Annotated in this window: 17 protein-coding genes; 11 read left to right on the plus strand and 6 right to left on the minus strand. The window is 34.2% G+C overall.

The genetic code is table 11. The annotated features are described in order from the left end of the window. Window positions 1-261 precede the first annotated feature (261 nt). From Q4500_RS17530 to Q4500_RS17540, 3 genes are all read right to left on the minus strand, one after another. Window positions 262-2253, minus strand: coding sequence for a putative porin (locus tag Q4500_RS17530; RefSeq protein ID WP_303600875.1), 1992 nt, complete (start codon window positions 2251-2253; stop codon window positions 262-264). A gap of 1172 nt (window positions 2254-3425) precedes the next feature. Continuing rightward, window positions 3426-4844, minus strand: a complete 1419-nt coding sequence (locus Q4500_RS17535) for a hypothetical protein (RefSeq protein WP_303600876.1) — start codon at window positions 4842-4844, stop codon at window positions 3426-3428. Window positions 4845-4859: 15 nt separating this feature from the next. Beyond that, entirely contained in the window at window positions 4860-7673 is a 2814-nt protein-coding gene (locus Q4500_RS17540) for a TonB-dependent receptor (protein ID WP_303600877.1), read from the minus strand. A gap of 207 nt (window positions 7674-7880) precedes the next feature. On the opposite strand from Q4500_RS17540, the gene Q4500_RS17545 reads away from it, so the two are divergent. The 3 genes from Q4500_RS17545 to Q4500_RS17555 all read left to right on the plus strand — a co-directional run bounded on the left by Q4500_RS17545 (window position 7881) and on the right by Q4500_RS17555 (window position 11769). Continuing rightward, window positions 7881-8462, plus strand: a complete 582-nt coding sequence (locus Q4500_RS17545; protein ID WP_303600878.1) for a ribonuclease HII — start codon at window positions 7881-7883, stop codon at window positions 8460-8462. 42 nt (window positions 8463-8504) lie between these two features. Further along, on the plus strand, window positions 8505-10958 hold the full coding sequence (locus tag Q4500_RS17550; protein WP_303600879.1) for a ribonuclease HII: 2454 nt from the start codon (window positions 8505-8507) through the stop codon (window positions 10956-10958). A gap of 118 nt (window positions 10959-11076) precedes the next feature. Further along, window positions 11077-11769 (plus strand): hypothetical protein, encoded by a 693-nt coding sequence (locus tag Q4500_RS17555; protein WP_303600880.1) that lies wholly within the window; start codon window positions 11077-11079, stop codon window positions 11767-11769. Window positions 11770-11802: 33 nt separating this feature from the next. Here Q4500_RS17555 and lipB read toward each other — a convergent pair whose 3' ends face one another. The 3 genes from lipB to Q4500_RS17570 are packed head-to-tail and all read right to left on the minus strand — an operon-like array spanning window position 11803 to window position 13447. Further along, window positions 11803-12516, minus strand: a complete 714-nt coding sequence (gene lipB / locus Q4500_RS17560; protein WP_303600881.1) for a lipoyl(octanoyl) transferase LipB — start codon at window positions 12514-12516, stop codon at window positions 11803-11805. A gap of 26 nt (window positions 12517-12542) precedes the next feature. Next, window positions 12543-13280, minus strand: a complete 738-nt coding sequence (locus Q4500_RS17565; protein ID WP_303600882.1) for a hypothetical protein — start codon at window positions 13278-13280, stop codon at window positions 12543-12545. A gap of 11 nt (window positions 13281-13291) precedes the next feature. Further along, the gene (locus Q4500_RS17570; RefSeq protein WP_073240341.1) at window positions 13292-13447 is read right to left on the minus strand and encodes a YqaE/Pmp3 family membrane protein; all 156 of its coding nucleotides are present in this window, start codon (window positions 13445-13447) and stop codon (window positions 13292-13294) included. 96 nt (window positions 13448-13543) lie between these two features. Here Q4500_RS17570 and Q4500_RS17575 point away from each other — a divergent pair, with 96 nt between their 5' ends. The 8 genes from Q4500_RS17575 to Q4500_RS17610 all read left to right on the plus strand — a co-directional run bounded on the left by Q4500_RS17575 (window position 13544) and on the right by Q4500_RS17610 (window position 22958). After that, window positions 13544-14596: a helix-turn-helix transcriptional regulator gene (locus Q4500_RS17575; protein ID WP_303600883.1), complete on the plus strand. Its 1053-nt coding sequence runs from the start codon at window positions 13544-13546 to the stop codon at window positions 14594-14596. Between the two features lie 106 nt (window positions 14597-14702). Beyond that, window positions 14703-15266, plus strand: a complete 564-nt coding sequence (locus Q4500_RS17580; RefSeq protein ID WP_303600884.1) for a thioredoxin family protein — start codon at window positions 14703-14705, stop codon at window positions 15264-15266. A gap of 103 nt (window positions 15267-15369) precedes the next feature. Continuing rightward, window positions 15370-16080 (plus strand): SGNH/GDSL hydrolase family protein, encoded by a 711-nt coding sequence (locus tag Q4500_RS17585; protein ID WP_303600885.1) that lies wholly within the window; start codon window positions 15370-15372, stop codon window positions 16078-16080. 39 nt (window positions 16081-16119) lie between these two features. Further along, window positions 16120-17811, plus strand: a complete 1692-nt coding sequence (lysS, locus tag Q4500_RS17590; RefSeq protein WP_303600886.1) for a lysine--tRNA ligase — start codon at window positions 16120-16122, stop codon at window positions 17809-17811. A 55-nt stretch (window positions 17812-17866) separates the two neighbouring features. After that, window positions 17867-19297, plus strand: a complete 1431-nt coding sequence (locus Q4500_RS17595; RefSeq protein ID WP_303600887.1) for a DASS family sodium-coupled anion symporter — start codon at window positions 17867-17869, stop codon at window positions 19295-19297. A gap of 193 nt (window positions 19298-19490) precedes the next feature. Continuing rightward, window positions 19491-21980, plus strand: coding sequence for a zinc-dependent metalloprotease (locus tag Q4500_RS17600; RefSeq protein WP_303600888.1), 2490 nt, complete (start codon window positions 19491-19493; stop codon window positions 21978-21980). Between the two features lie 180 nt (window positions 21981-22160). Then, window positions 22161-22340: a hypothetical protein gene (locus tag Q4500_RS17605; RefSeq protein ID WP_303600889.1), complete on the plus strand. Its 180-nt coding sequence runs from the start codon at window positions 22161-22163 to the stop codon at window positions 22338-22340. Window positions 22341-22502: 162 nt separating this feature from the next. After that, on the plus strand, window positions 22503-22958 hold the full coding sequence (locus Q4500_RS17610; RefSeq protein WP_303600890.1) for a hypothetical protein: 456 nt from the start codon (window positions 22503-22505) through the stop codon (window positions 22956-22958). Window positions 22959-23051 lie beyond the last annotated feature (93 nt).

Here is a 23051-nt window from a genome sequence, read left to right on the forward strand (position 1 = left end):
TATGAACCTTTTTCCAACTAACGATTCAGAACTTATCTTCCTCGTTTGCGGGGTGCAAATGTACACACTATTCTTAATATTACAAGCCTTTTTTAAAATAAAAAATGAAAGTTTTTTAACCATAACATAACACCATGATTTACCGAACGTTAGAAACTACGGAATTCACATAAAAATCAACACCCTGTACCACAGTTACTTAAGTAGCAATATATATTCAAATTATTGATTATAAGCACATTAAACTAATCAATCTTTACGTTAAGAGAAGAAATTCCACACTAAACCAAAGCGTATAACAAAATCACGGTATGGATAATTAGGCGCAGCATAATAGTCACGCCCAGAAAAAGACGCATTAAAGTGTTCTGCCTTCAGATAAATTCTCGTTTGTTTAATTCTGGCATTAATAAAGAAATCTAATAAAGGATATCCCCCCAACTCTTCTTTATTCTGCACATAAAACTCACCAAGAATAGGATTATATCCATTCATGTTATAACTGGAGAAATATTTAAACGTAATACCTGTTTGCAAGTACATTGCTTTCTTAAATACATCTGAAGAAAAATACAATGTATTTCGAGTTACTAATTGAGGTACATTCAATACTTGCGTATCTTGGATTACATTCTGATACATCACCGTATTATTCAACGCGAACATACCAACCTTAAACTCTTTCTCATATTTAACTTTTAAATGCGATACACTATTACTCTCTTGTAACGGTTTTATAAATGCATTCTCCATATCATCCCCTATTTCACCATCTGAGACTGGCGCAAAATATGTGTAGTTGTCTAAACTACTATACTTCACCATAAAGTTACCCCATGTTTTTGAAAGCAACTCGCCTTTTAAACTACTGGCACGTTCTTTCTCGAACACTTCGCTATTGTTCCAATTATAATTAAGGTATTCGCTTTGATATAATAGGTAATTGAAATTTGGCATTCTACTTGAAGTATGCAAAGAGAATCTCAACTTATGGTTTTTATTTATGGTATATGATGCAGCCGCATTAAAAAGGTTACCCGTTAATTCGCCTGAAATATTGTATTTCAAATCAGCGTCAAAATCAAATTCGCCTATCCGCTTTTCATATTTCCCCACTATTCCAAACTCTGTTCCGTTTAACCTACTTGGAATTATAGTACCATCTTCTTCTGTAAGTCGACTATTGAAATAATAATCATAATTATACACGTTAACACCCCCTGACAACTTACCTAGAGTTCTATTATAGAACTCAGCAGTTACTTCATTATAGAACGTTTTTAAAACTGCCTTGTCATTAATAGTGTTAAGAATAGCATCACCAAACAAGGTATCACTAACTGTCTCTACAAATTGATAATATTTAGTCTCATAATCAAAAGTATGACCTATAGAAAGTGACGTCTTTTCAAAGCGAGTTGAATCTAACTGCCTTCTAACCAATTTATAGGCATGATCCATAAAATACCTTTTACCTAAAATCTTATTATTTGCGTCATCTAGGTATACATCTACTCTTGGTCTGTTAGTAAAATCTGAATCACCTGATTCAAACTGCGCCTCTTTATCAGACAAACCTCCATTTTCCTCTGAGGAAATATTCTGCGCAGCTATATGCGCCCTTAACGCATACCTTCCATTTTTTGATAAAAAATTTGTTGTAGTGATAAAATTACCAGATTCTATTTGCGCATTGTTATACTTACCTAAAGAACGAAAACCAATATATCCAATAGAAAAATTTAATCTTCTAGAAGTATTAAACGCCAAGTTAGCATCTAACAACTGACCTTCTTCTAAAGTTGTTTTAAAGAACAACTCAGTCATTGGCGTCGCAACGTTGTAGTAATTGATCTGCTCTTTCTCTAAATACTTGCGGTCTTTTGCAATTGCCCCTAAATTTGGATAGCTAGCTACTCTTTCAAAATCTACACCCAATTCATTATATGCCTGACCAATATTAGAAAATGACATTAATTCAAAATCGTCTTCACGCAAGTAATTGTACTTATACTCTTTTTGAATAGTAAGTGTAGTATCTAAAAAGGTAGTGTCTCTCTTAAAAGAAATAATTCTATAATCTTCTATCGTTAAAATGATAGAATCATTTTGCAGTTTGTCTTTTGGATTTACCGGCTTCGTCTTTTTACCTAGAGGAAGCGAATCTTTCTTTTTCTCAGACTTTTCGATTACATCTTGACCTAAAACAATCGAAGATGTTAAACACAATAAAACTAGAATTATATATTTCATGAAGCATTGTTACCCTTGCAAAGTTAATTTTTTTGTTGCTAAGTAAATGTGAAAGTTTGAACATACATATAGAAGACTTAAAAATAAAACAAAGCTATAATAAAACAACGCACCAAAGGCTTAATAATCAAAATAGGCAATAGCGGATATTTCGAATAAATAGTGATTATCAAAATTCATAATGAAATAATGATGCTTAAATTTAAAAAAACTCCATCATCTAAATTATTTAGAAATTGACCTAATAAAATCCATCTCAAGTAAACTCTCGAAATACCCTAAAATAATTATTCTATTTCCATTACATAAACGAACTGATGCAGAAACTCCTAGTAGCAGCCATCTTCTGAGAAATTACAAACTATATTCCGCTAATAATTCTTATCTGAAAGCACATTCTACTAATTTCGAATTTCAATATTATTAATAATGATTGTCTCGAATCATTATTTCCGAAAATCTAAATTAGTTAGTTACCAGCACCCTCTCATCAATTTCCAATACACTAGAAATTTACATATTATAAAAAAAAGGAGGTTGTGTAATTCCTCAAAAATTAATGATTTCTAACTATTACGGAGAACTTTTTAACATCGGTTAACGACCCACCTACTTAGCTCCATAGTTAAATATTTAAATGCCCTTTCACAAATTAACTAAAATTATAGTCAGAAGTTTATTTCTTAAGAGACTATAACAACCTTATGTCGTATAATATTTCAACAATAAAGATTTATTGAAGATTGAAATTACAATTGATTCATCACAAACGGAGAATCTTTTATATAATAAAATAATGTAATCAGTAGCTTTCTTAAATATTGATTACATACGTATCAAAACTTACTTCATCTACACTGCTTCGAGATAAATAATTTCATTAACCCATAAGTTTAAAATTCCTAAAAAGAATCAGATACAACTACCGATTCCTCTACAACCATTCTAACACAGTCATTTTACAAACAACCTATTGTACCCAAAAAATCATAGATTATTTTGTTCAAAAAAAAATCTTCTAACCTAGTTATAGCTATAATTATGTTTAGGTATTATTTTAAAAAAGAAAATCAAATTATACAATAAAAATTACTCCCATAGATATATTAATCTTTTTCACATAAAAAAAGCCTCTATAAAAATAGAGGCTTTAAATTAAAAATTATTAAAATTTACTCAAATGGTACCACCTGATCTGAATTTTTATTAGAAACCAAAACGTCATTCAAATTAATTAAAGTATTCGCAACACCTGCGGCTTTATCGTAAGTAAATGCATCTAAATCAACAACTATAGTAGAAATAAAAGGTGGAATAACGGCAGTTGTTCCTAAATCACCTTCATTAATATTTTCGTTAATCAAAATTTCATTCTCATCAATAACCAGTTTTACTCCCATGTCAACCATGCGTAGTCCTTCAGCTATAAAAACTTCTTGTCTAGTTCTATATAACATAGATAAACCTGCATCATTATCTTGCATTGTAGAAATATCCTCAAAAGTTAATGAAGTTCCTGAAACCGAAGGAATATCTACATTACCATTTTGACGATCCAAAACAAGACCTGGTCTACCATCCACGATAACAGAAGCATTATCAGGTCTTGAACCTTCATCAACTTGAGATCGTTGTTCAATTGAATCATCAATATTTCTAACCTCTCTTGAAGCAATTAAATCTAACAAAGCAGTTAAATTTTCTCTAGCTGCAACAATGTCATTATCTGCTAAACCGGCTTCCGCTAGAATTAAATAAGCTTCTTCTGCCTTCAAATAATGAACCGGTGCGTCTTCGTTCGGAGTTAAAAATGAATATTTAGGATCTAAAAAATCAAGCGTAGGAAGAGGCTGAAGATCATCAAAAGTAGCTCTTTCATATAATGCATCTTCAAATGTATTGCTTGGTCCATTAGATTCATCGAATTGAGCTATTCTATCAAAAGAACCATCTAAAGATAATGCTGCGGTTGCCGCGATAACAGCTTCAGACTTATTTCCTAAATAGTAGTTCGCTCTTGCTTTTGCCAAGTAATACTCTGGTTTAGCATTAATAGCTATAGCAGCATCAATGGCAATAATTGCATTTTCATAATGTTCTACAGATGATATAGGAACGCCAACTGGCTCTTGTGGTAATGCTGAAAAATACATCCCAGAGAACAAATAAGATAGTCCCTCAAAATAATTAAATTCAGCTTCAGTTTCACCATTGTAATTTGGATCACCTGGTCCAACTTTTTCTAAGCCAAACAATGCCAATTCCCTTAAACGCTGAATTTGTCTTTGAGTATCCCTCATATCTGGATCAGTTATCTGAATAAGTAATTGATCCATAAACTGATTGAAAAAGGTTTGGGTATTCACATAATTATCAGACCCTAATTCTGATAACACCAACGTCTCATTAAATACGTTAGCCAACTGTCTTTCTAGACCTGTAAGCCAAATAGATGCTGAATTAGGTTGACCTACAACCGATTCTTCTGAAAGATTAGGGTTCTGCACATCTTTATAATTGACAACATCACCAAAGTCTCCTGTACAACCAAATATCAAGATGGCTGTAGAAAATAATATTATTTTTTTCATTTTTACAATTTTTTATTAAAATTCAAACCTTAAAGAGGCTATGTATGTTCTAGGCGCAGACTCAGTTCCATAAGCAAATCCACCACTAGCAAATCCATTTTGTGCAGAAATACCTGAACCAGTAGTTTCTGGATCAAAATTACCTGCTGTCCAGTTAAATGGATTTGTAACCGTAGCACTCAATCTGATATTACTAAACAATGGCTTTGCTATGTCACCAAAGTTGTAAGAAGCACCAATATTTCTAATTTTCAAATAATCACTATCAAAAACAAAGAAATTTACATAATTGAATGGTGAAGTTGCCCCAATTAACTCTTCAGGAATACCAGTATCATCCGTACCTCTTAAATGTCTTAACAAGAAACTTAAATCAGTAATGCTACCTCCAAATTGATAGTCAGCTGTTGCAAAGAAATTAAAATCACCGTATGTATAATTTAAGCCCATAGACCCAAAATTAGGCGCAAATGTATCTCCTAAAGCGGTATTAGCTTCAAAAGCATAAGAACCATCGTCTTGCAAAATTGCTGCCGTACCTCTAAGATAACCCAAACTTTGTCCTTCCTCAACAACTGATCCCAAGACCGTAAAACCACCTACAACAAATGGTGGAGCACCCCCTGAGTCAGTTACCAAGTTATCAACTGTATTATAAGAAAGGTTAAAACTCAAACTATGCTTACCTGTTTGAATTGGTGTTGCAGTAAGAGCAAACTCATACCCTTTATTTTCAACTTCTCCAATATTTTGAATCTGATTTAATTGACCAGAAGATGGAGCAGACTGAGGTGTAAAAAGTGCATCTTCAGTTACACCAATAAACCTTGTTCCACTAAAAGACAATCTATCTCTAAAGAAACCAAGTTCCAAACCAAATTCGATAGTCTTAACACGTTCTGAAACTAACTCATCGTTACCTGGATTATCAAAAGTAAACGAAGGAGATCCTAAAAATGGATTTTGAGCAAATGTCCTGTCCTGATCAAATGGTTGCGCAAAATTTGTTGCCTCGCCATAGTTAGCTCTTAACTTAATTGTAGAAATAGTATTACTTATACCAGCATCTTGATAAAAATCATGATCGCTCAGATTATAGGTTATACCTACCTTAGGCAATAACAAGGGACTTGTATTTGAACCAGAAACAGTGGTCTTATCAAGTCTTCCTCCAAATTCCAAGAACGCTACATCATAAATACCTACATTCTCCAAAAAGTACAAACCGTAATTTGCATTTTCTAATACAAAATCAGAAAAAACTTGTTCGGAAAAATTATTCAACGACCTCGTACCATCTACACCACCAGAACCTTCTAATCTATTCTGTCTATCTGAAGACCTAAAAAATTGCCCTCCCAAAATACTAACAAATGAAAAATTATCCGTGTATGCTTTGTGAGTCAAATTTAAATCTGTCGTTACTGTAAATGCAGATCTTAAAACCCTAGTAAGTTCACCTTGATCCGTAGTACCTTCTGCAATAGTTCCCAATTCAACCTGTAAAGCATTGCTTAACAATTCTTCTTGAACCGTATTTCTATTATCAATGCCGATCGTTGCATTCACCTGAAAATTCTCATTAACATCGTATATAAACTTATTCGATGCAGTAAAACGATTAGTGGTACTGGAAATATCAACTAACTGACCTATTTTCTTATATCTCGCAAGTTCATCTTGCCATTCAGCATCAGTAAATTCATCTGTAGCACCTCTTGCGGATCCTTCTAAACCAGAAAACCTAGAAAAGCTAGTGTTTGCATTATAATCAAGGTTAGATTCAAAGTTTACATAAGAAAAAGACCCCTGATACCTTAATTTATCCGTTACACGAGCTGTAAGTCCAAAAGTAAAAGTTCTTCTAATTTGTTCATTTATATCATTATAACTATCATCTTTATACAAACTTCCACCAAAATTATATGAAAATTTATCAGACCCACCACTTAACCCAACTCTATACTGTTGAGACCAACCTGGCTGAAAAATTGCTTCAGCAGTTCTATCATACTTTAGAAAATCTTCAGTTGCTTTAATAGCACCTACGCTACTTTCAAAATATGCAGAGCTTTTTCCATCTTTACCTTTTTTCGTAATTATCTGAATTATACCATTTGCAGCATCAGCACCATACAAAGTTGTTGCAGCCCCACCTTTGATGTATTCGATTCTCTCAATCGACTCCATTGGTATATCAGCCAAAGCAGAAACATTTGCCCCACCGGTACCTATACCTAGTTGTGGATTTGAATTTAAATTATCCACTCGAATACCATCTATAATTACAACAGGAGTTCCCGATGAAGCTGCTGAAATTGGACCACGTGTACGAATAATTGCCGCAGTACCTGGTTGCCCAGAACTTAAACGAACTTGAGCACTTGGTGCTGTTGATTGAAGTAATTGATCTATTTGATTTGCAGGCAATTTATCAATATCCTCCGAATTCAAAACATCAACCGTAGTTGATAATTTTCTAAGGGCAATACCTGAACCTTGTCCGGTAACAATTACTTCTTCTAATGCCTCAGCATCTTCTTCTAATTGTACATTAATTGTGTTTGATGCACCAACAGTCATTGTCACTGTTTTTTGCCCCAGGTAAGAAAACTTTAATTTCCCACCTTGATTAACATTAACTGCATAGTTACCATCAAAGTCTGTTTGAGACCCGTTAGTTGTTCCAACAACTACAACGGACACTCCCGGTAGCGGTAAACCGCTTTGATCGGTTACAACACCGGTCACTGTTTTTTCCTGTGCGTAGGAAAATGTAATGAAGAGCACCAACAAAGGTGTCAACATCCACGTTAACTTCTGTTTCATAAAATTTGTTTTTGAATTAGCTTGCGGTAAAATTCCAAAAAAAAGGCTGCCATTCCAAAAGGTATCTTAATCAAAAATTAATAAATGTTAAAAAAACATTTAATATTATTTAATTCATAATTAATCTAATTTTTTGGCAAAAAAAAACCAGCTTTTTAACTATTTTTCAGATTTTAAAATTCCAAAATTTAAGTTAAAAATATCTTAATGCTTCTAAAATATTATAAAAACCTTAACGAAACCGGAACCGATGAAGCCGGAAGAGGCTGTTTAGCAGGACCTGTTACTGCTGCAGCCATCATTCTACCAGAATCTTTCGAAAACTCCATTCTAACAGATTCAAAGCTTTTATCTGAGCGTAAAAGAGAACTACTAGAACCTCTTTTAAAGAATGAGAGCATATGCTTTGGCATTGCTCATATTCAACCTACGGTAATAGATGACATCAACATTTTAAACGCTTCAATTCTGGCAATGCATAATGCTATAGATTCACTATCTAAAATACCCGAGTACATAATTGTAGATGGTAACAGATTTAAACCTTTCAAAAATATAGACCACTCTTGCATTATAAAAGGTGATTCGAAGTACCTAAGTATTGCAGCAGCTTCTGTATTGGCAAAAACTGCACGTGATGCCTACATGCTCAAACTACATGATGAATACCCTATGTACAACTGGAAAAAGAATAAAGGATACCCTACTAAAGAACACAGAGCAGCAATTAAAAAATATGGTACTACCAAGTACCACAGAATGAGTTTTAAGCTTTTACCAGACAACTAAAGTTTATTTAACAAATAGTATAACTTTGCACAAACTTTTCGCATGAGGCTTACTTTATTATATGCTTTAATTATCCTTTTAGGCATATCTTGTACATCTAAAACAAAATCGGAGAATTCTATCTTAGATTTAATTCCCCCTAATGCCAATATAGTTTTTAAAATAAATGATTTTGAAACGCTTAATGATGAGCTTTCGAGTAATGAGATTCTGAATGCACTAGAGTCACAAAAACCATTTATTGATGTAAAGAAAATTCTAACTCCGATTAACTATCTTACTGATCATAAAAAAGGGCTATTAGCTTTATCAGCTGATAGCATTAGCATAAATTACACCTACATATCAGCAGATAGTTTAGTGATTAATAATGGTGATTCTATTTCGAACAAAAGTATTGAAACGCTTAATTATAATGATGTAGCCATCACCACATACGAAATTGAAAAGGATACTTTTTATAGTACATTTATCGAGAAACATTGGGTTTTAAGTTCTTCTCAGCCACTATTACAAAACCTAATCAATACTATTGAAAACCCAATCAAAAGTGGTGCAATAGAACGCTTTTACGAAGTTTCGAACACTGACAAGGTTGTAAATATTTGGATTGATATTGAAAGTAGCGAAATGCTATTTCAAAAACTACTTTCTGATGATCAGCATATTTCAAATTTCGGTAGTTTGATGTCTCTAGACTTATCCCTAAATGACAACGAAATCATATTGAACGGCGTAGCTGAATCAAGTGTAAGTAAAAATCTATTCCTTAATCTATTCAACGAAACAAAACCTATTCAAAACAAAACATGGAATTTAACACCTAGCGATGCCAACAATATGACATCATTTGGTTTAGATGATTTTAAAAAATACGCTCACAACAAAACATTGAACAACTACCCCACTGCGGTTTTAGATTCACTTCTTAGTACCGTTGAAGAAATTGGAATCGCCGAGTATAACAATGAACACGTTTTGTTTTTGAGAACATACGGTACCGAAACACTACTTGATTATATTAACGAAGAAAAAATATCTACCGAAGAATTTAGCAGTAACGAAATCTGGGGATTAAAACCTAATCTTGAAATATTTGACCCGCTAACGCCTTTAATTGGAGAACATACTTTCGAATTTGCGAGTATTGTTGAGAATACTTTTCTCTTTTCTAAGTCAAAAGGCACGCTTGAATCTGTAATCACCAAAATAAAAACGGGTGATACTTTTGACAAAACAACCTTATTTAAAAATGCAGAAAACAATCTAACTTCTTCATCGAGTGTAGTGTCCATTTCCAATTTAAAAGGTTTTGTTACCGCAATGAACGAATCGGTTTCTATAACCCTGAGCAATTCATTTGCCAACAGCAAATTAGACGATTATGTTTTTGGCTCCCAGATAATCGCTGATGCAGGATTCTTTCATACCAATTTCTTAATAAAAAAAATCGCAAAAGAAGAGGAATCAAATTCTGTTTCTTCTGCTTTTGAAGTCAAATTCGATACTGATCTGACAACCTTACCACAATTTGTAACGAACCACAGCAATAGAAGAAAAGAGATTATAGTACAGGATCAAGAAAATATTCTCTATTTAATCTCTAATAGCGGAAAAATTCTTTGGAAAAAACAACTTAACGGAACTATACAAGGTAAAGTTCAACAGGTTGACCTGTTTAAGAATGGAAAATTACAGCTAGCATTTACTACGAACAACGAGTTCTTAATTTTAGATAGAAATGGAAAAGAGGTTCAACCATTTACCAAAAAGTATACTGATGGCAACTTAAACCCACTAGCCGTATTTGACTATGAGGGTCGTAAAAATTATCGCTTTGTTGTTACTCAAGATAAAAACGTATTCATGTATAACGGTAAAGGAGACATTGTCAAAGGTTTTACGTATGATACTGCCGAAGCACCCATAGTAGCCGCACCTCAACATTTTAGAATCGGTAAAAAAGATTATATCGCTTTTAAATTAGAGAACGGTCAATTAAAAATAACTAATAGGGTAGGTAAAACCAGGGTCAACGTTAAAGACAAGTTCTCATTTTCTGATAATGACCTTAAGTTGTATCAGAACAAGTTCACATTTACTTCTGACGACGGTATACTGTATCAAATAGATGCAAAGGGTAAAGTTTCATCAAGTAATTTGAATCTAGCCAAGGACCACGGTATGGATGCCACTTCAAGAACTTTAGCAATCATGAACGACAATACCTTACAGATTCGTAACAAGAAGGTGGAGCTTGAATTAGGTGTTTACTCAAAGCCAACTATTTTTTATCTAAATGATAAAATTTATGTTTCAGTTACCGATATACAAAATCAGAAAATATATCTCTTTGATAGTCAGGCGGAATCAATTCCAAATTTTCCCATTTTTGGCAGCTCAGTAATTGATATGGAAGATATAAATGCAAATAAAAAACCAGAGTTTGTATTTAAAGACCAAGAAAATAGCATTAAAGTTTATAAAATACGATAATACACCTGATGGTAGAATTCACAAGTATTTAAATACCGAATACACATATCATTCAAAATAGTGAATTGATTTTTATATATTTAAGCAGTTATTAATCAGAACCTTAACTATGTCAAAAATGAAAATTAAATTACTCAACGCATTATTTTTTTTAATTGGAATCGCATTCGTTACCGCTCAAGACAATTGTAGCACATTCTACCCTATGAACGAAGGTGTGTCAATGGAGTACACCAATTACAATAAAAAAGGAAAAATTGAAGGTGTTAGCAACTACAAAGTTATCGAGGCAAACCATACTGGTGATACTACTACAGCCACTATGTCTATAAACTTAAAAGACAACAAAGGCAAAGATATTTATAGCACTAGCTACAACTTAGCTTGTAGCGGCAGTGCGGTTACTTTAGATTACGAATCTTTATTACCTACTGAAATGATGGAACAATATGGCGATATGGATATTGAAATCTCTGGCAATGACATTGAAATACCCAATGAACTTACCGTAGGACAAAATCTCAAAGATGCTAATGTTGCCATGAAAATTGGCATGAGTGGTATTAACATGAATATGACCGTTGACATGACCAACAGAAAGGTTGAAAAGAAAGAAAGTGTAACTACCACTGCTGGCACATTCGATTGTTTTGTTCTATATAGCGAAAATCGTTCTAAAATGATGATGGCTAACCAAGTGTACCCATCTAGAGTTTGGCTTGCAGAAGGCATAGGCATGGTTAAACAAGAAACCTATAAGAAAAACGGAGACGTAATGAGTAGCACACTGCTTACGGCACACAGCAAATAATAACTTAACCAGACACCAACTTTGAACCGAGGCTTACACCTCGGTTTTTTCTTTTATTTCCGCTTCAAAAAGCTCTTGAAAATGCTTCAATAATTTCTGCTTCACCTCATCTAAATCAACCTCTTTTTTTCCTAGCTCTACATTTAAAGAAGTCACGGCTTTTCCTTTTATTCCGCATGGGATCATCATATCAAAATATCCTAAATCGGCATTTACATTTAATGCAAAACCATGCATAGTCACCCATCTACTGGCTCTTACTCCCATAGCGCATATTTTACGTGCAAACGGAGTACCTACATCCAACCACACTCCGGTTTCTCCTGGTGATCGTTCAGATTTTATTCCATATTCAGCTAAGGTCATGATGACCATTTCCTCTAAAAAACGAAGGTATTTATGAATATCAGTAAAGAAGTTATCTAAGTCTAATATAGGGTAACCCACTATTTGCCCAGGACCATGATAGGTGATATCTCCTCCCCTATTTATTTTATAAAAAGTAGCTCCTTTAGCTGCCAAGACTTTTTCATCTACTAACAGATTAGAGATGTCTCCACTTTTACCAAGTGTATATACATGTGGGTGCTCAACAAACAGAAAATGATTAGGAGTCTCTAAACTCAATTCTTCTCTTCTATTTCGAATTTTAAAGTCTAGGGTATCTTTAAATAATTGCTCTTGGTAGTCCCAAGTCTCCTTATAATCTTTCAGACCTAAATCTTGTACGTGCACCTTCTTATTCATCTTACAAAGATATGAAAAGGAATATCCTATTTTTCTAATTCTACTTCGATGACCATAGATTCTGGATCTTTCATCATCTCTAAGAAATTAACTTCATGTACCATGGTTTTTCCATCCATAGAAAAAGTTGCTTCTTCAATATTGGTAGACTTTACACGTCTTGGAAAATGATACTTAAAAGTGTAGGTAGAACTAGACAAAAACATTTCTGCACTAGCCAAACTATCTAAACTTTTTTCAAATAATTCTTGATTTAAAATTACCGTCTCACGTTTAAATTTGTTCTTATCAAAACTGTAATTCACAGTTGTTGTTTCTTCTGTTGCACCAGCTGGCATTGATTTACCGCCTGCAACAGGACCTATAGCGCTAGCATTTTGAAAAGCATTAAATGCATCATTAACCTCAGACACTTTTTTGAAGTCTGTAAACATATTAAAATTCATGACTCCGCCTTCTGGATCTACAACCATACGTAAGCTGAAAGGTTCTAATCTTTTAAGCTTAGCTTGCTCCTCTGGGGATAGCTGCGCTATACTATCCTTTTTTTCTCTTAATAAGTCTTTAAAGACTAAAGTAGAATCTATTGCTTTATCCAATTCTGTAGAATCAGTTTCTGGTATCATTTGCATCATTTCATTACCGTCGAAAAGAATGCTCATTTTACCTGACCCGTCTTCATTGAAATAAATTTCTTCAGTAAAATTACAGGCAGCGAAAAGTACTGTTATAATAACAACAGATAGAATTTTAAAAAGTCTCATGTATTTTGGTTCTAGTTAGGATTATTCAATATAACTAATGCTGCGATTACCCCTGGTACCCAGCCGCAAAAAGTCAAAAGTAGAACAATTACAAAAGAACCACAACCTTTGCCTAAAACTGCTAAAGGAGGAAAAAAGATAGCAAGCAATACTCGAATTAAACTCATTTGATTATTATTTTGATTGATTGATGTATCTTATAGGTCGCAATTGCAAACGCTTTGTTACAAAATCTATTAATTTTAATATCCACAAACTAATCAATGTTCAGAACAGTATTTTTAATCCTTATTCTTTTCTCTTGTTTTAAAGGTTTATCTCAATATAGTTTCGAAGGTCAAATTGCCGATGAACAAAGTGGAAAGACCATTTACCTATCTATCATTGAAGATTATAGGAAGTTTGGCAGAATTTCGATGGAACAGATTCTTAAAAAAACTACTACCGACTCGTTAGGATATTTTAGTTTCAGAGGCAATAACCTCAACGATGACAATAGAATTTACAGAATTCATTTAGATGATTGTTCTGACGCTTCTTCAAACTCTGAACACTTTTTTGGTAGTTGCGAGTTCAGCAAAAGCATTTTATTTATAGCCAATAATAACGACACCATTACTTTCCCTACTTCTTTTGCAAATGAAGTTCTCTGTGAAATTGCCTCAACAAACAGTAAATCATCTTCCTTTTTAGATATAGATGTTTTAAAAGAGGAAATGGCTTTCGATTTTAATGACTTTAGAAGTGATGCCAATAGAAAGCTGAATTCTAAAAAGTGGTTCTCGACCTTGCAGGATTTCGGAGAAGATATAGATGAACCTTTAGCCGAACTCTATATTTTCAACTTTTTGTCAGATAAAAGACATGACACCTACAGCTATTACCTAAAAAATATTAGCAAGACTAATTACTATAACGAACTTGGCGAGCGATTACTTTCGAAATACCCAAATGCGCCCTTTACCGATTTGTATTTAAATGAAATAGCTATTGACCAACAACTAATAGATGATAATTCACCAAAATCTAATTTCTGGAAATGGTTACTTCTTGCCCTACTTCTAATCTCTATATCGCTGAACGTATACTTTGTTTTCAACCAAAGAAGTACATCAAGAAACTTGCAAAACGATTCTCTTGCGAAGCTCACCGAGCAAGAACATAACATTGTTCAACAAATTCTTGATAACAAAACCAATAAGGAGATTGCAGCTGCCATGTTTATCAGTGTAAGTACTGTAAAGACCCATATTAACAATGTTTACAAGAAATTAGAGGTGTCATCGAGAGACGAAATAAAGCAACGTTTTCAATAATCTTTTAAATTTCCACCTAGGGTCTAGTACCTATTTCCACCCCAAAAAATCAATTTTCTTCCCGTAATTTCTAGAATTTTCAGGTCTAATATAAAAACTGAAAATCATGAAATTATCATTTTTAATGACCACTCTTCTTTTAAATTTCTTCTTAACTACCTTCTCTCAGAATACAAACCATGAGGTTGTTATTGATAATCAACAACCTTTTTTATTGGGAGAAATAACTGTTGGCGGACTCTCAACTAACTCCTACAAAACATGGTTTGAACCTAATTATGAAAATTACGAGACCAATCAAAGTCAAATTGATTTATTAAAAGAAAAAATAAGCTCTTACAAAATTCTAATCTTCATGGGTACCTGGTGTGGTGATAGTAAACGAGAAGTACCTAGAATCATCAAAATCCTAGAATCAGCAGATTACCCAATGGAGAACTTAAAAATAGTTGCTCTTGACCATCGAAAAGAATCGTACAAGAAAAGTCCGCAGGGTGAAGAATGGGGATTGAACATCCGTAGGGTTCCAACATTTATTTTTTACAAGAACGGAAAAGAGGTGAATAGAATTATTGAAACGCCTGTTACCTCTTTAGAAAGTGACATATTGCAAATTGTTTCTCAAAAAGAATATATTCCTAACTACGCTTCTTCATTACATTTCGACTAATATTATTCATCAATCAAAAGCATGTGGATAATAGCGTATTTTATAGTAACTTTTAAAACCTTTATAACCGCTATTACGTTAGATTACTATGAAATACGCTCACATGCATTATAAATTAACCTTAATTATTTTTCTTTTCAGCTTTATACCATCATGCAGCCAGACTGAAGAAATAAGATCTGAGCAATTAGTAGACGCCCCAAATAATCAAGAATTTATCACCTATTTAGCACTTGGCGATAGTTATACCGTAGGGAAAAGTGTTGATTTTGATAATAGTTTTCCTGCTCAATTGAGTACAAAAATTGAAGAAAATAAAAATCTTCAAGTCAATACATCAGTAATTGCACAAACAGGATGGCGAACAGATCAGCTCATTTCAGCTACTGGTAGTCGCGAATCTGCAGATTATAATTTAGTTACACTATTAATTGGTGTAAACAACCAGTTTCAATCTAGACCTTTTTCTCAATACGAAAATGAGTTTACCGAATTATTAAACAAAGCCATTAATCTAGCTGGTAATGAAGCTAACAAAGTAATCATACTTTCAATACCTGATTACTACTACACACCATATGGACAAAGTAATGGAGACGATCTGATCTCTTTGCAACTGGACAAGTATAATAATTTCGCCAAATCTATTGCAAAAGAAAAGGGAGTTACTTTCCTCGATATTACAGATATCACGCGAAAAGGTTTGGATGAACCGGAATTGGTGGCTGATGACGGATTGCATCCTTCTAGGCTTGCTTATGAAAAATTTGTAGAAAGACTCTATCCTTTAGTGTCTACAAGATTGAAAGATTAATACATATCGATTATATTTGCCAGCTAAATAAACGACGGCATGCAATTATCGGAGCAAGAGCTTATCAGAAGAGAAAAATTAGAAAAATTAAGAGCACTAGGTATTAATCCTTATCCAGCTGCTTTATATCCTGTAGATGCTACATCTGCAAGTATCAAATCTAATTATGTGGAAGGCAAGCAGGTTATTGTTGCTGGAAGATTGATGTCTCGTCGTATTCAGGGGAAAGCATCTTTTGCCGAACTACAAGATAGTACCGGTCGTATTCAGGTTTATTTCAATAGAGATGAAATTTGTACTGGTGAAGATAAAACCTTGTACAACGATGTTTACAAGAAATTACTTGATATCGGTGATATCATTGGTATAGAAGGTGACCTTTTTACCACTCAGGTAGGTGAAAAAACGATTATGGTAAAGAAATTTACCATGCTTAGTAAATCGCTAAGACCTTTACCATTACCTAAAAAAGATGCCGAGGGTAAAATATATGATGAATTCAATGATCCTGAGCTACGTTACCGTCAACGTTATGTTGATTTGGTGGTAAACCCAAAGGTGAAAGAAACCTTCATTAAAAGAACTAAAATAACCACTAGTATTCGTGAATTTTACAATGCAGCTGGATATTTAGAAGTAGAGACTCCAATTTTACAACCTATACCTGGTGGTGCAACTGCACGTCCGTTTTTAACGCATCATAATGCATTAAATATTCCTTTATACTTAAGAATTGCAAACGAACTTTACCTTAAAAGGTTAATTGTGGGTGGTTTTGATGGTGTTTATGAATTCTCAAAGGATTTTAGAAACGAAGGAATGGACCGTACCCATAACCCAGAATTTACTGTAATGGAATTGTATGTTGCATACAAAGATTACAACTGGATGATGGATACCACAGAGAAACTATTGGAGAAAATTGCGATGGATTCTAACGGTGCTACTAAAATTACTGTTGGCGAGCATGAAATTGAATTTAAAGCTCCGTATGCACGTGTGCCTATTTTAGAAGCGATAAAGATACATACTGGTTATGAGGTTGCTGGTATGCCAGAAAGTGAACTACGTGAAACTGCCAAGAAATTAGGTCTTGAAGTTGACGAAACTATGGGCATCGGTAAATTGATCGACGAGATATTCGGTGAAAAATGTGAGCATTTCTACGTGCAACCAACGTTTATTACCGACTACCCTAAAGAAATGAGTCCGCTAACGAAAGAACACAGAGATAACCCTGCATTGACAGAGCGTTTTGAGCTTATGGTAAACGGTAAAGAGTTGGCAAACGCTTACTCTGAGCTTAATGACCCTATTGATCAAAGAGAGCGTTTTGAAGATCAATTGAAGCTTTCTGAAAAGGGAGATGATGAGGCTATGTTCATTGACCAAGATTTTCTTAGAGCTCTTGAATATGGTATGCCCCCAACTTCTGGTATTGGTATTGGTATTGACCGTTTGGTGATGTTGATGACCAACAATGCATCTATACAAGAAGTATTGTTTTTCCCTCAAATGAGACCAGAAAAGAAGCCTTTACAATTATCTGAAAACGAAAAGGTAATTTTCGATATTCTTAAGGCGGAAAAGAAAATGGAGCTTGACTCCCTTAAAGCTAAATCTGACCTAAGTAACAAAGCTTGGGATAAAGGCATTAAAGGGATCACGAAGCAACAATTGGCTAAAATCTACAAAGAAGACGACGTTCTTTTAGTAGAAATTATAAAATAGTCATTTCAAAGGACGTTAAAAAATAGTAGCTTAGAAGCTGGCAAAACCAACCAGCATGAATTTAAGTAGTAAAATAGGTCTGTTTACAGGTCCTATCATATTTTTCATTATTTTTTCTTTACCAAATGTACTCATCTCTGAAAATGCAGACGCTGTAATTGCTGTTGCTCTTTGGATGGTAATTTGGTGGGTAACCGAGGCGGTTTCTATTTCTGTAACCGCGCTACTACCTTTGCTTCTATTTCCTATTTTGAAAGTGATGCCCATTGGCGATGTTGGCGCAAATTACGGGAGCCCCATAGTTTTTTTATTCTTTGGTGGTTTTGTAATGGCATTGGCTTTAGAAAAAGTTAATCTGCATAAGCGTATTGCCCTAAACATCATTAGAATAACAGGTACAACAGCTAATAAAGTGGTACTTGGTTTTATGATCGCTACCGCTGTTTTAAGTATGTGGATCAGTAATACGGCTAGTACCGTAGTAATGCTACCCATTGCCATGTCGGTTATTAACCTACTGATTGAAGATGAAGACGGTTTTACAAAACGAGATCGAAACTTTGCCTTAAGTGTGATGCTAGGCATTGCTTTTGCTGCTAACGCTGGCGGTATTGCAACTGTTATTGGTACGCCACCAAATTCAGTTCTAATTGGCTTATTGGAAAATGAATACAATATTGAAATATCATTTTTAAAATGGATGGTTATAGGACTTCCGTTTTCCCTGATCATGATTAGTATTTGTTACTTTGTATTGGTGAAGGTATTTTTCCCTACTCACGGCTTAAAATTTAAAGCATCAAAAACTATCATTCACGAAGAACTTCACAAATTAGGCCCAACATCTGGTAAAGAAAAAATGGTTCTTGCCATATTCGGAGTAACTATTTTTCTTTGGGTTTTTCGAACTTTAATCAATTCTATATTTCCAAGTTTAGGGTTGTCAGATACACTAATCAGTATTTTTGCCGCCATTACACTTTTCGCACTTCCATATAATCTTAAAAAAGGAGATTTCATACTGCAATGGAAAGATACCCAAAAGCTCGCATGGGGAATTCTTATTTTATTCGGTGGCGGACTCTCATTAGCCAAAGGTATGTCTGTCTCTGGTATTGTAGATTTGGTAGCTGAAGTTATTGGGCAGAGTGATTTAAGCATCTTACTCACTGCGTCTTTATTGATTTCACTAATGTTGTTTATGACTGAGCTAATGAGCAATGTAGCACTTGTTGCCGTACTTGCGCCTGTAGTTGCGGGTATCGCGATTGGTTTAGGCATACCCATTACTTATTTATTGATACCTATTACCATTGCCAGTAGCTGTGCTTTTATGCTACCCATGGCTACACCGCCAAATGCCATTGTTTTTGCCAGTGGTTATATTAAGGTTCATGAAATGGCGCGTGCGGGTGTCATCTTAAACCTAATTGCAGTGGTATTATTAATAGCTTTATTTCAATTTGTTCTTCCGCTTTTGTTTTAAAATTTCATTAAAAAAATAAAGCCCTTGCAGATGCAAAGGCTTTATAATCGACTAATTCAGAAATGAAAAAATGTTTATTCCTACTTAATAGACGCCTTTCTCTCTGCATTGTTACAAATAGGCTTAAGAAATTATTAACTATTTGTTCCAGATATTATTTCAATCTTTGAAAGATTACCTAACTAACTCACAAATGAAAAGAAAATTACTAGTAAAATTATTGCTGTTTGTTTGCGTTTTCGGCTACCAGAATGCCGAAGCTCAAATTTTTAAAAAGAAGAAAAAAAATACTGAGCAAGAATCTAAAAAACCTTCAAAAGATAAAATCCAACCTTACAATAAGGTTATCACTAAAGATGCCGTTAGCGATGCGGGACTTTTTACTACCCACTTAGTTGACGAGAACCACTTTTTTGAAATTCCAGATTCACTATTCAACAAAGAAATGTTGATGGTAAGCCGTATCTCTAAAACTGCCTCAGGTATCGGTTTTGGTGGCGGAAAAATTAATACACAGGTTCTACGATGGGAAAAGAAAGACAAAAAAGTACTGCTTCGTGTTGTATCTCATGATGTGGTTGCTGCAGACTCTCTTCCTGTTCATGAAGCTGTTGTAAACTCCAATTTTGAGCCAGTTTTATACTCGTTTGATATTAAAGCTGTCAAAAAAGATTCTCTAAACCCAACTACGGTTATAGAGGTCAATGATATTTTTATAAAGGATACCAAAGCTTTTGGTATGCCAGATAGATTTAGAAAAAGATATAAAGTATCTCGTTTAGATGAAGGCAGAGGTTATATTGAATCAATCAAGAGTTACCCCTTAAATGTAGAGGTACGCCATATTAAAACATATTTGGCAAGTGCCGCACCTAGTAACCAAAGTTTGGGCTCTATATCTGTAGAAATCAATAATTCTATGGTATTGTTACCTGAAGAACAGATGAAGCGACGTTATTTTGACGAACGTGTTGGCTGGTTTGCTCGCGGTCAAGTAGATTATGGCTTAGAAGCTCAAGAGAGCAAGACCATCAAATTTTTAGACAGATGGCGTTTAGAAGTAAAAGATGAAGATGCCGAAAAATTCAAGAACGGCGAATTGGTAGAGCCTAAAAAACAAATCATCTATTATGTAGATAGAGCTACACCTAAAAAATGGGTGCCGTTTATTAAACAAGGTATAGAAGATTGGCAAGTTGCTTTTGAAGCTGCAGGTTTTAAAAATGCAATTATCGCCAAAGAAGCTCCGACTGAAGAAGAAAATCCAGAATGGTCTCCTGAAGATGTTCGTTATTCTGTAGTGCGTTATTTAGCTTCACCAATACCCAATGCAAACGGACCACATGTTAGTGATCCACGCAGTGGTGAAATATTAGAATCTGATATTAATTGGTATCATAATGTAATGACTCTTTTAAGAAACTGGTACTTTGTACAAACAGCAGCTATTAATCCGGCGGCTAGAGGCGTTTCTTTCGATGATGATGTAATGGGTCGCTTAATCCGTTTTGTATCTTCTCACGAAGTTGGACACACTTTAGGTTTACCGCACAACATGGGCAGTAGTGTGGCATACCCTGTAGATTCGCTACGTTCTAAATCATTTACGGAAAAATACGGCACTGCTCCATCAATTATGGATTATGCGCGTTTCAACTATATAGCACAACCTGGTGATGAAGGCGTGGCTCTAATGCCAGATATTGGTGTATATGACAAGTATGCTATTCAATGGGGATACAAGCCTATACCCAATACAACTGCAGAAGAAGAAAAGTCTATTTTAGATAAATGGATTAAGGCACATGCAGGTGATCCTTTATATCGCTTTGGTCACCAACAGGTAGGTGACATTGTTGATCCAAGTTCACAAACTGAAGATTTAGGTGATGATGCCATGAAAGCTAGTAAATACGGTATTGCCAACCTAAAAAGGATTGTTCCGAAATTAATTGAGTGGACAGCCGAAGACGGTAAGACTTATAAAGACCTAGATAAATTATACGGACAAGTATTCTCTCAATTCAATAGATACATGGGTCACGTCTCAAATAACATTGGTGGAGTATATGAAAACCATAAGACATATGATCAAGAAGGTGCTGTATATACTGCTGTACCAAAAGCGAAACAACAGAGAGCAATGGTTTTTCTTCACGAACAGCTTTTTGAAACCCCAATGTGGATGCTGGATCAAGATATTTTGGAACGTACAGAGTACTCAGGCTTCTTAGAGCAAATGCGCTCAATGCAAGTACGTACATTAAACAATGTATTAAGCTTAGGTAAAATGGCGAGGTTAATTGAAAATGAGACCATAGATAAGTCTGAAGCATATTCTCTTGCACAAATGATGAGCGAATTAAGAAAAGGCATTTGGTCTGAAGCTAAAAACGGTAAAGCCATAGATACCTACAGAAGAAACTTACAAAAAGCACATATAGATCGTTTAGATTATTTATTGACAGCAGACAATCAAGCTAAAGCTTCTGATTTCGGTGGCTACAGAAAATCAACAGTTGTCAACACTAGCCAATCTGACATTAGAACTATCGCAAGAGCAGAACTGAACATTTTAAAGCGTGATATTAGAAATGCACGCAATAGAACCTCAGATATGATGACAAAATATCATTACGACGATGTTTCTGAGCGTATTAACGTCATTCTTGACCCTAAATAAGAAGTCAAAAAAAGATCGATTAAATGCATCTATCGATGAACAACCGATAACATCGATGAATGAATTGTATTAACCACATTTTAAATATCCTAGACATCAAAAAAAGCCCATTACACAACAATGGGCTTTTTCGTGCGTTATTCTTTTTTAGATTAGCAATGAATTTAAAACCCCCAAATCATGACCAGTAAATTAAAAAGTCTTATTTATCTAGCTTGTTTCATTTTCGCTTCAGTAGTATATCATCAAAGCACAACTGAAACTAATCAGAAAGAAATTGTAACTAACACTTACGAACAAGAAGCTGATATCGTAATCAACCCTTACAAAACAATGGAGGGAAGAACACCAGCGAATTAAAATATTAACAAAATTTACCTACTTAAAAGCGCGGCTACCTACAGCCGCGCTTTTTTATTTTAAGCACTCTATCTAGCCGTTAAACTTTTACTAAAAAGAGATTCCACTTTAAACCTTTTTGAAATATTCATGTCAAAGAAGCAAATAATAAAAATAATAAACATGAAAAAAATAATAATGGCCATTTTAGTAATGGCGACAATTTCAGCAACTGCACAAGATCATAACATGAAAGGTAAAAGAGGCGACATGAAGGATTTATCTCCTGAACAAGTAGCTACGCTGAAAACAAAAAAAATGACCTTGGCATTAGATTTAAATGAATCGCAACAAGCTAAAGTAAAAACTATTCTTACCGAAGATGCTACTGCTAGAAAAGCAAAAATGGAAGAGCGAAAAGCTAATAAAGAAGATGGTAAAAAAGTTTTGACTACAGATGAAAAATACGCTATGCAAAATGAGCGATTAGATCATCAAATTGCACGTAAAGAGCAAATGAAATCTATTCTTAATACGGATCAATACGAGAAGTGGGTAAAGATGGATGCTAGAAAAAAAATGCGTGGTAAAGGAAAAAATCGTGGTGACAAAAAAGAAAAACGCTCTTCTAAACAATAGGTTTTTGATAATAAAGATTAAAAAAAGACTTGCTTTTAGCAGGTCTTTTTTGCATTTAATCGATTACCCATTTTACATCAATCCTAATAAAAC

It is taken from the genome of Maribacter sp. 1_MG-2023 (assembly GCF_030547005.1).
GTDB lineage: Bacteria > Bacteroidota > Bacteroidia > Flavobacteriales > Flavobacteriaceae > Maribacter.

Coding starts and splice junctions, on each gene's coding strand:
- Q4500_RS17545 (WP_303600878.1), top strand. CDS start 7,881: ATGCTTCTAAAATATTATAAAAACCTTAACGAAACCGGAACCGATGAA.
- Q4500_RS17555 (WP_303600880.1), top strand. CDS start 11,077: ATGAAAATTAAATTACTCAACGCATTATTTTTTTTAATTGGAATCGCA.
- Q4500_RS17565 (WP_303600882.1), bottom strand. CDS start 13,280: ATGAGACTTTTTAAAATTCTATCTGTTGTTATTATAACAGTACTTTTC.
- lipB (WP_303600881.1), bottom strand. CDS start 12,516: ATGAATAAGAAGGTGCACGTACAAGATTTAGGTCTGAAAGATTATAAG.
- Q4500_RS17540 (WP_303600877.1), bottom strand. CDS start 7,673: ATGAAACAGAAGTTAACGTGGATGTTGACACCTTTGTTGGTGCTCTTC.
- Q4500_RS17595 (WP_303600887.1), top strand. CDS start 17,867: ATGAATTTAAGTAGTAAAATAGGTCTGTTTACAGGTCCTATCATATTT.
- Q4500_RS17530 (WP_303600875.1), bottom strand. CDS start 2,253: ATGAAATATATAATTCTAGTTTTATTGTGTTTAACATCTTCGATTGTT.
- Q4500_RS17550 (WP_303600879.1), top strand. CDS start 8,505: ATGAGGCTTACTTTATTATATGCTTTAATTATCCTTTTAGGCATATCT.
- Q4500_RS17600 (WP_303600888.1), top strand. CDS start 19,491: ATGAAAAGAAAATTACTAGTAAAATTATTGCTGTTTGTTTGCGTTTTC.
- Q4500_RS17575 (WP_303600883.1), top strand. CDS start 13,544: ATGTTCAGAACAGTATTTTTAATCCTTATTCTTTTCTCTTGTTTTAAA.
- Q4500_RS17585 (WP_303600885.1), top strand. CDS start 15,370: ATGCATTATAAATTAACCTTAATTATTTTTCTTTTCAGCTTTATACCA.
- Q4500_RS17580 (WP_303600884.1), top strand. CDS start 14,703: ATGAAATTATCATTTTTAATGACCACTCTTCTTTTAAATTTCTTCTTA.
- Q4500_RS17610 (WP_303600890.1), top strand. CDS start 22,503: ATGAAAAAAATAATAATGGCCATTTTAGTAATGGCGACAATTTCAGCA.
- Q4500_RS17570 (WP_073240341.1), bottom strand. CDS start 13,447: ATGAGTTTAATTCGAGTATTGCTTGCTATCTTTTTTCCTCCTTTAGCA.
- Q4500_RS17605 (WP_303600889.1), top strand. CDS start 22,161: ATGACCAGTAAATTAAAAAGTCTTATTTATCTAGCTTGTTTCATTTTC.
- Q4500_RS17535 (WP_303600876.1), bottom strand. CDS start 4,844: ATGAAAAAAATAATATTATTTTCTACAGCCATCTTGATATTTGGTTGT.
- lysS (WP_303600886.1), top strand. CDS start 16,120: ATGCAATTATCGGAGCAAGAGCTTATCAGAAGAGAAAAATTAGAAAAA.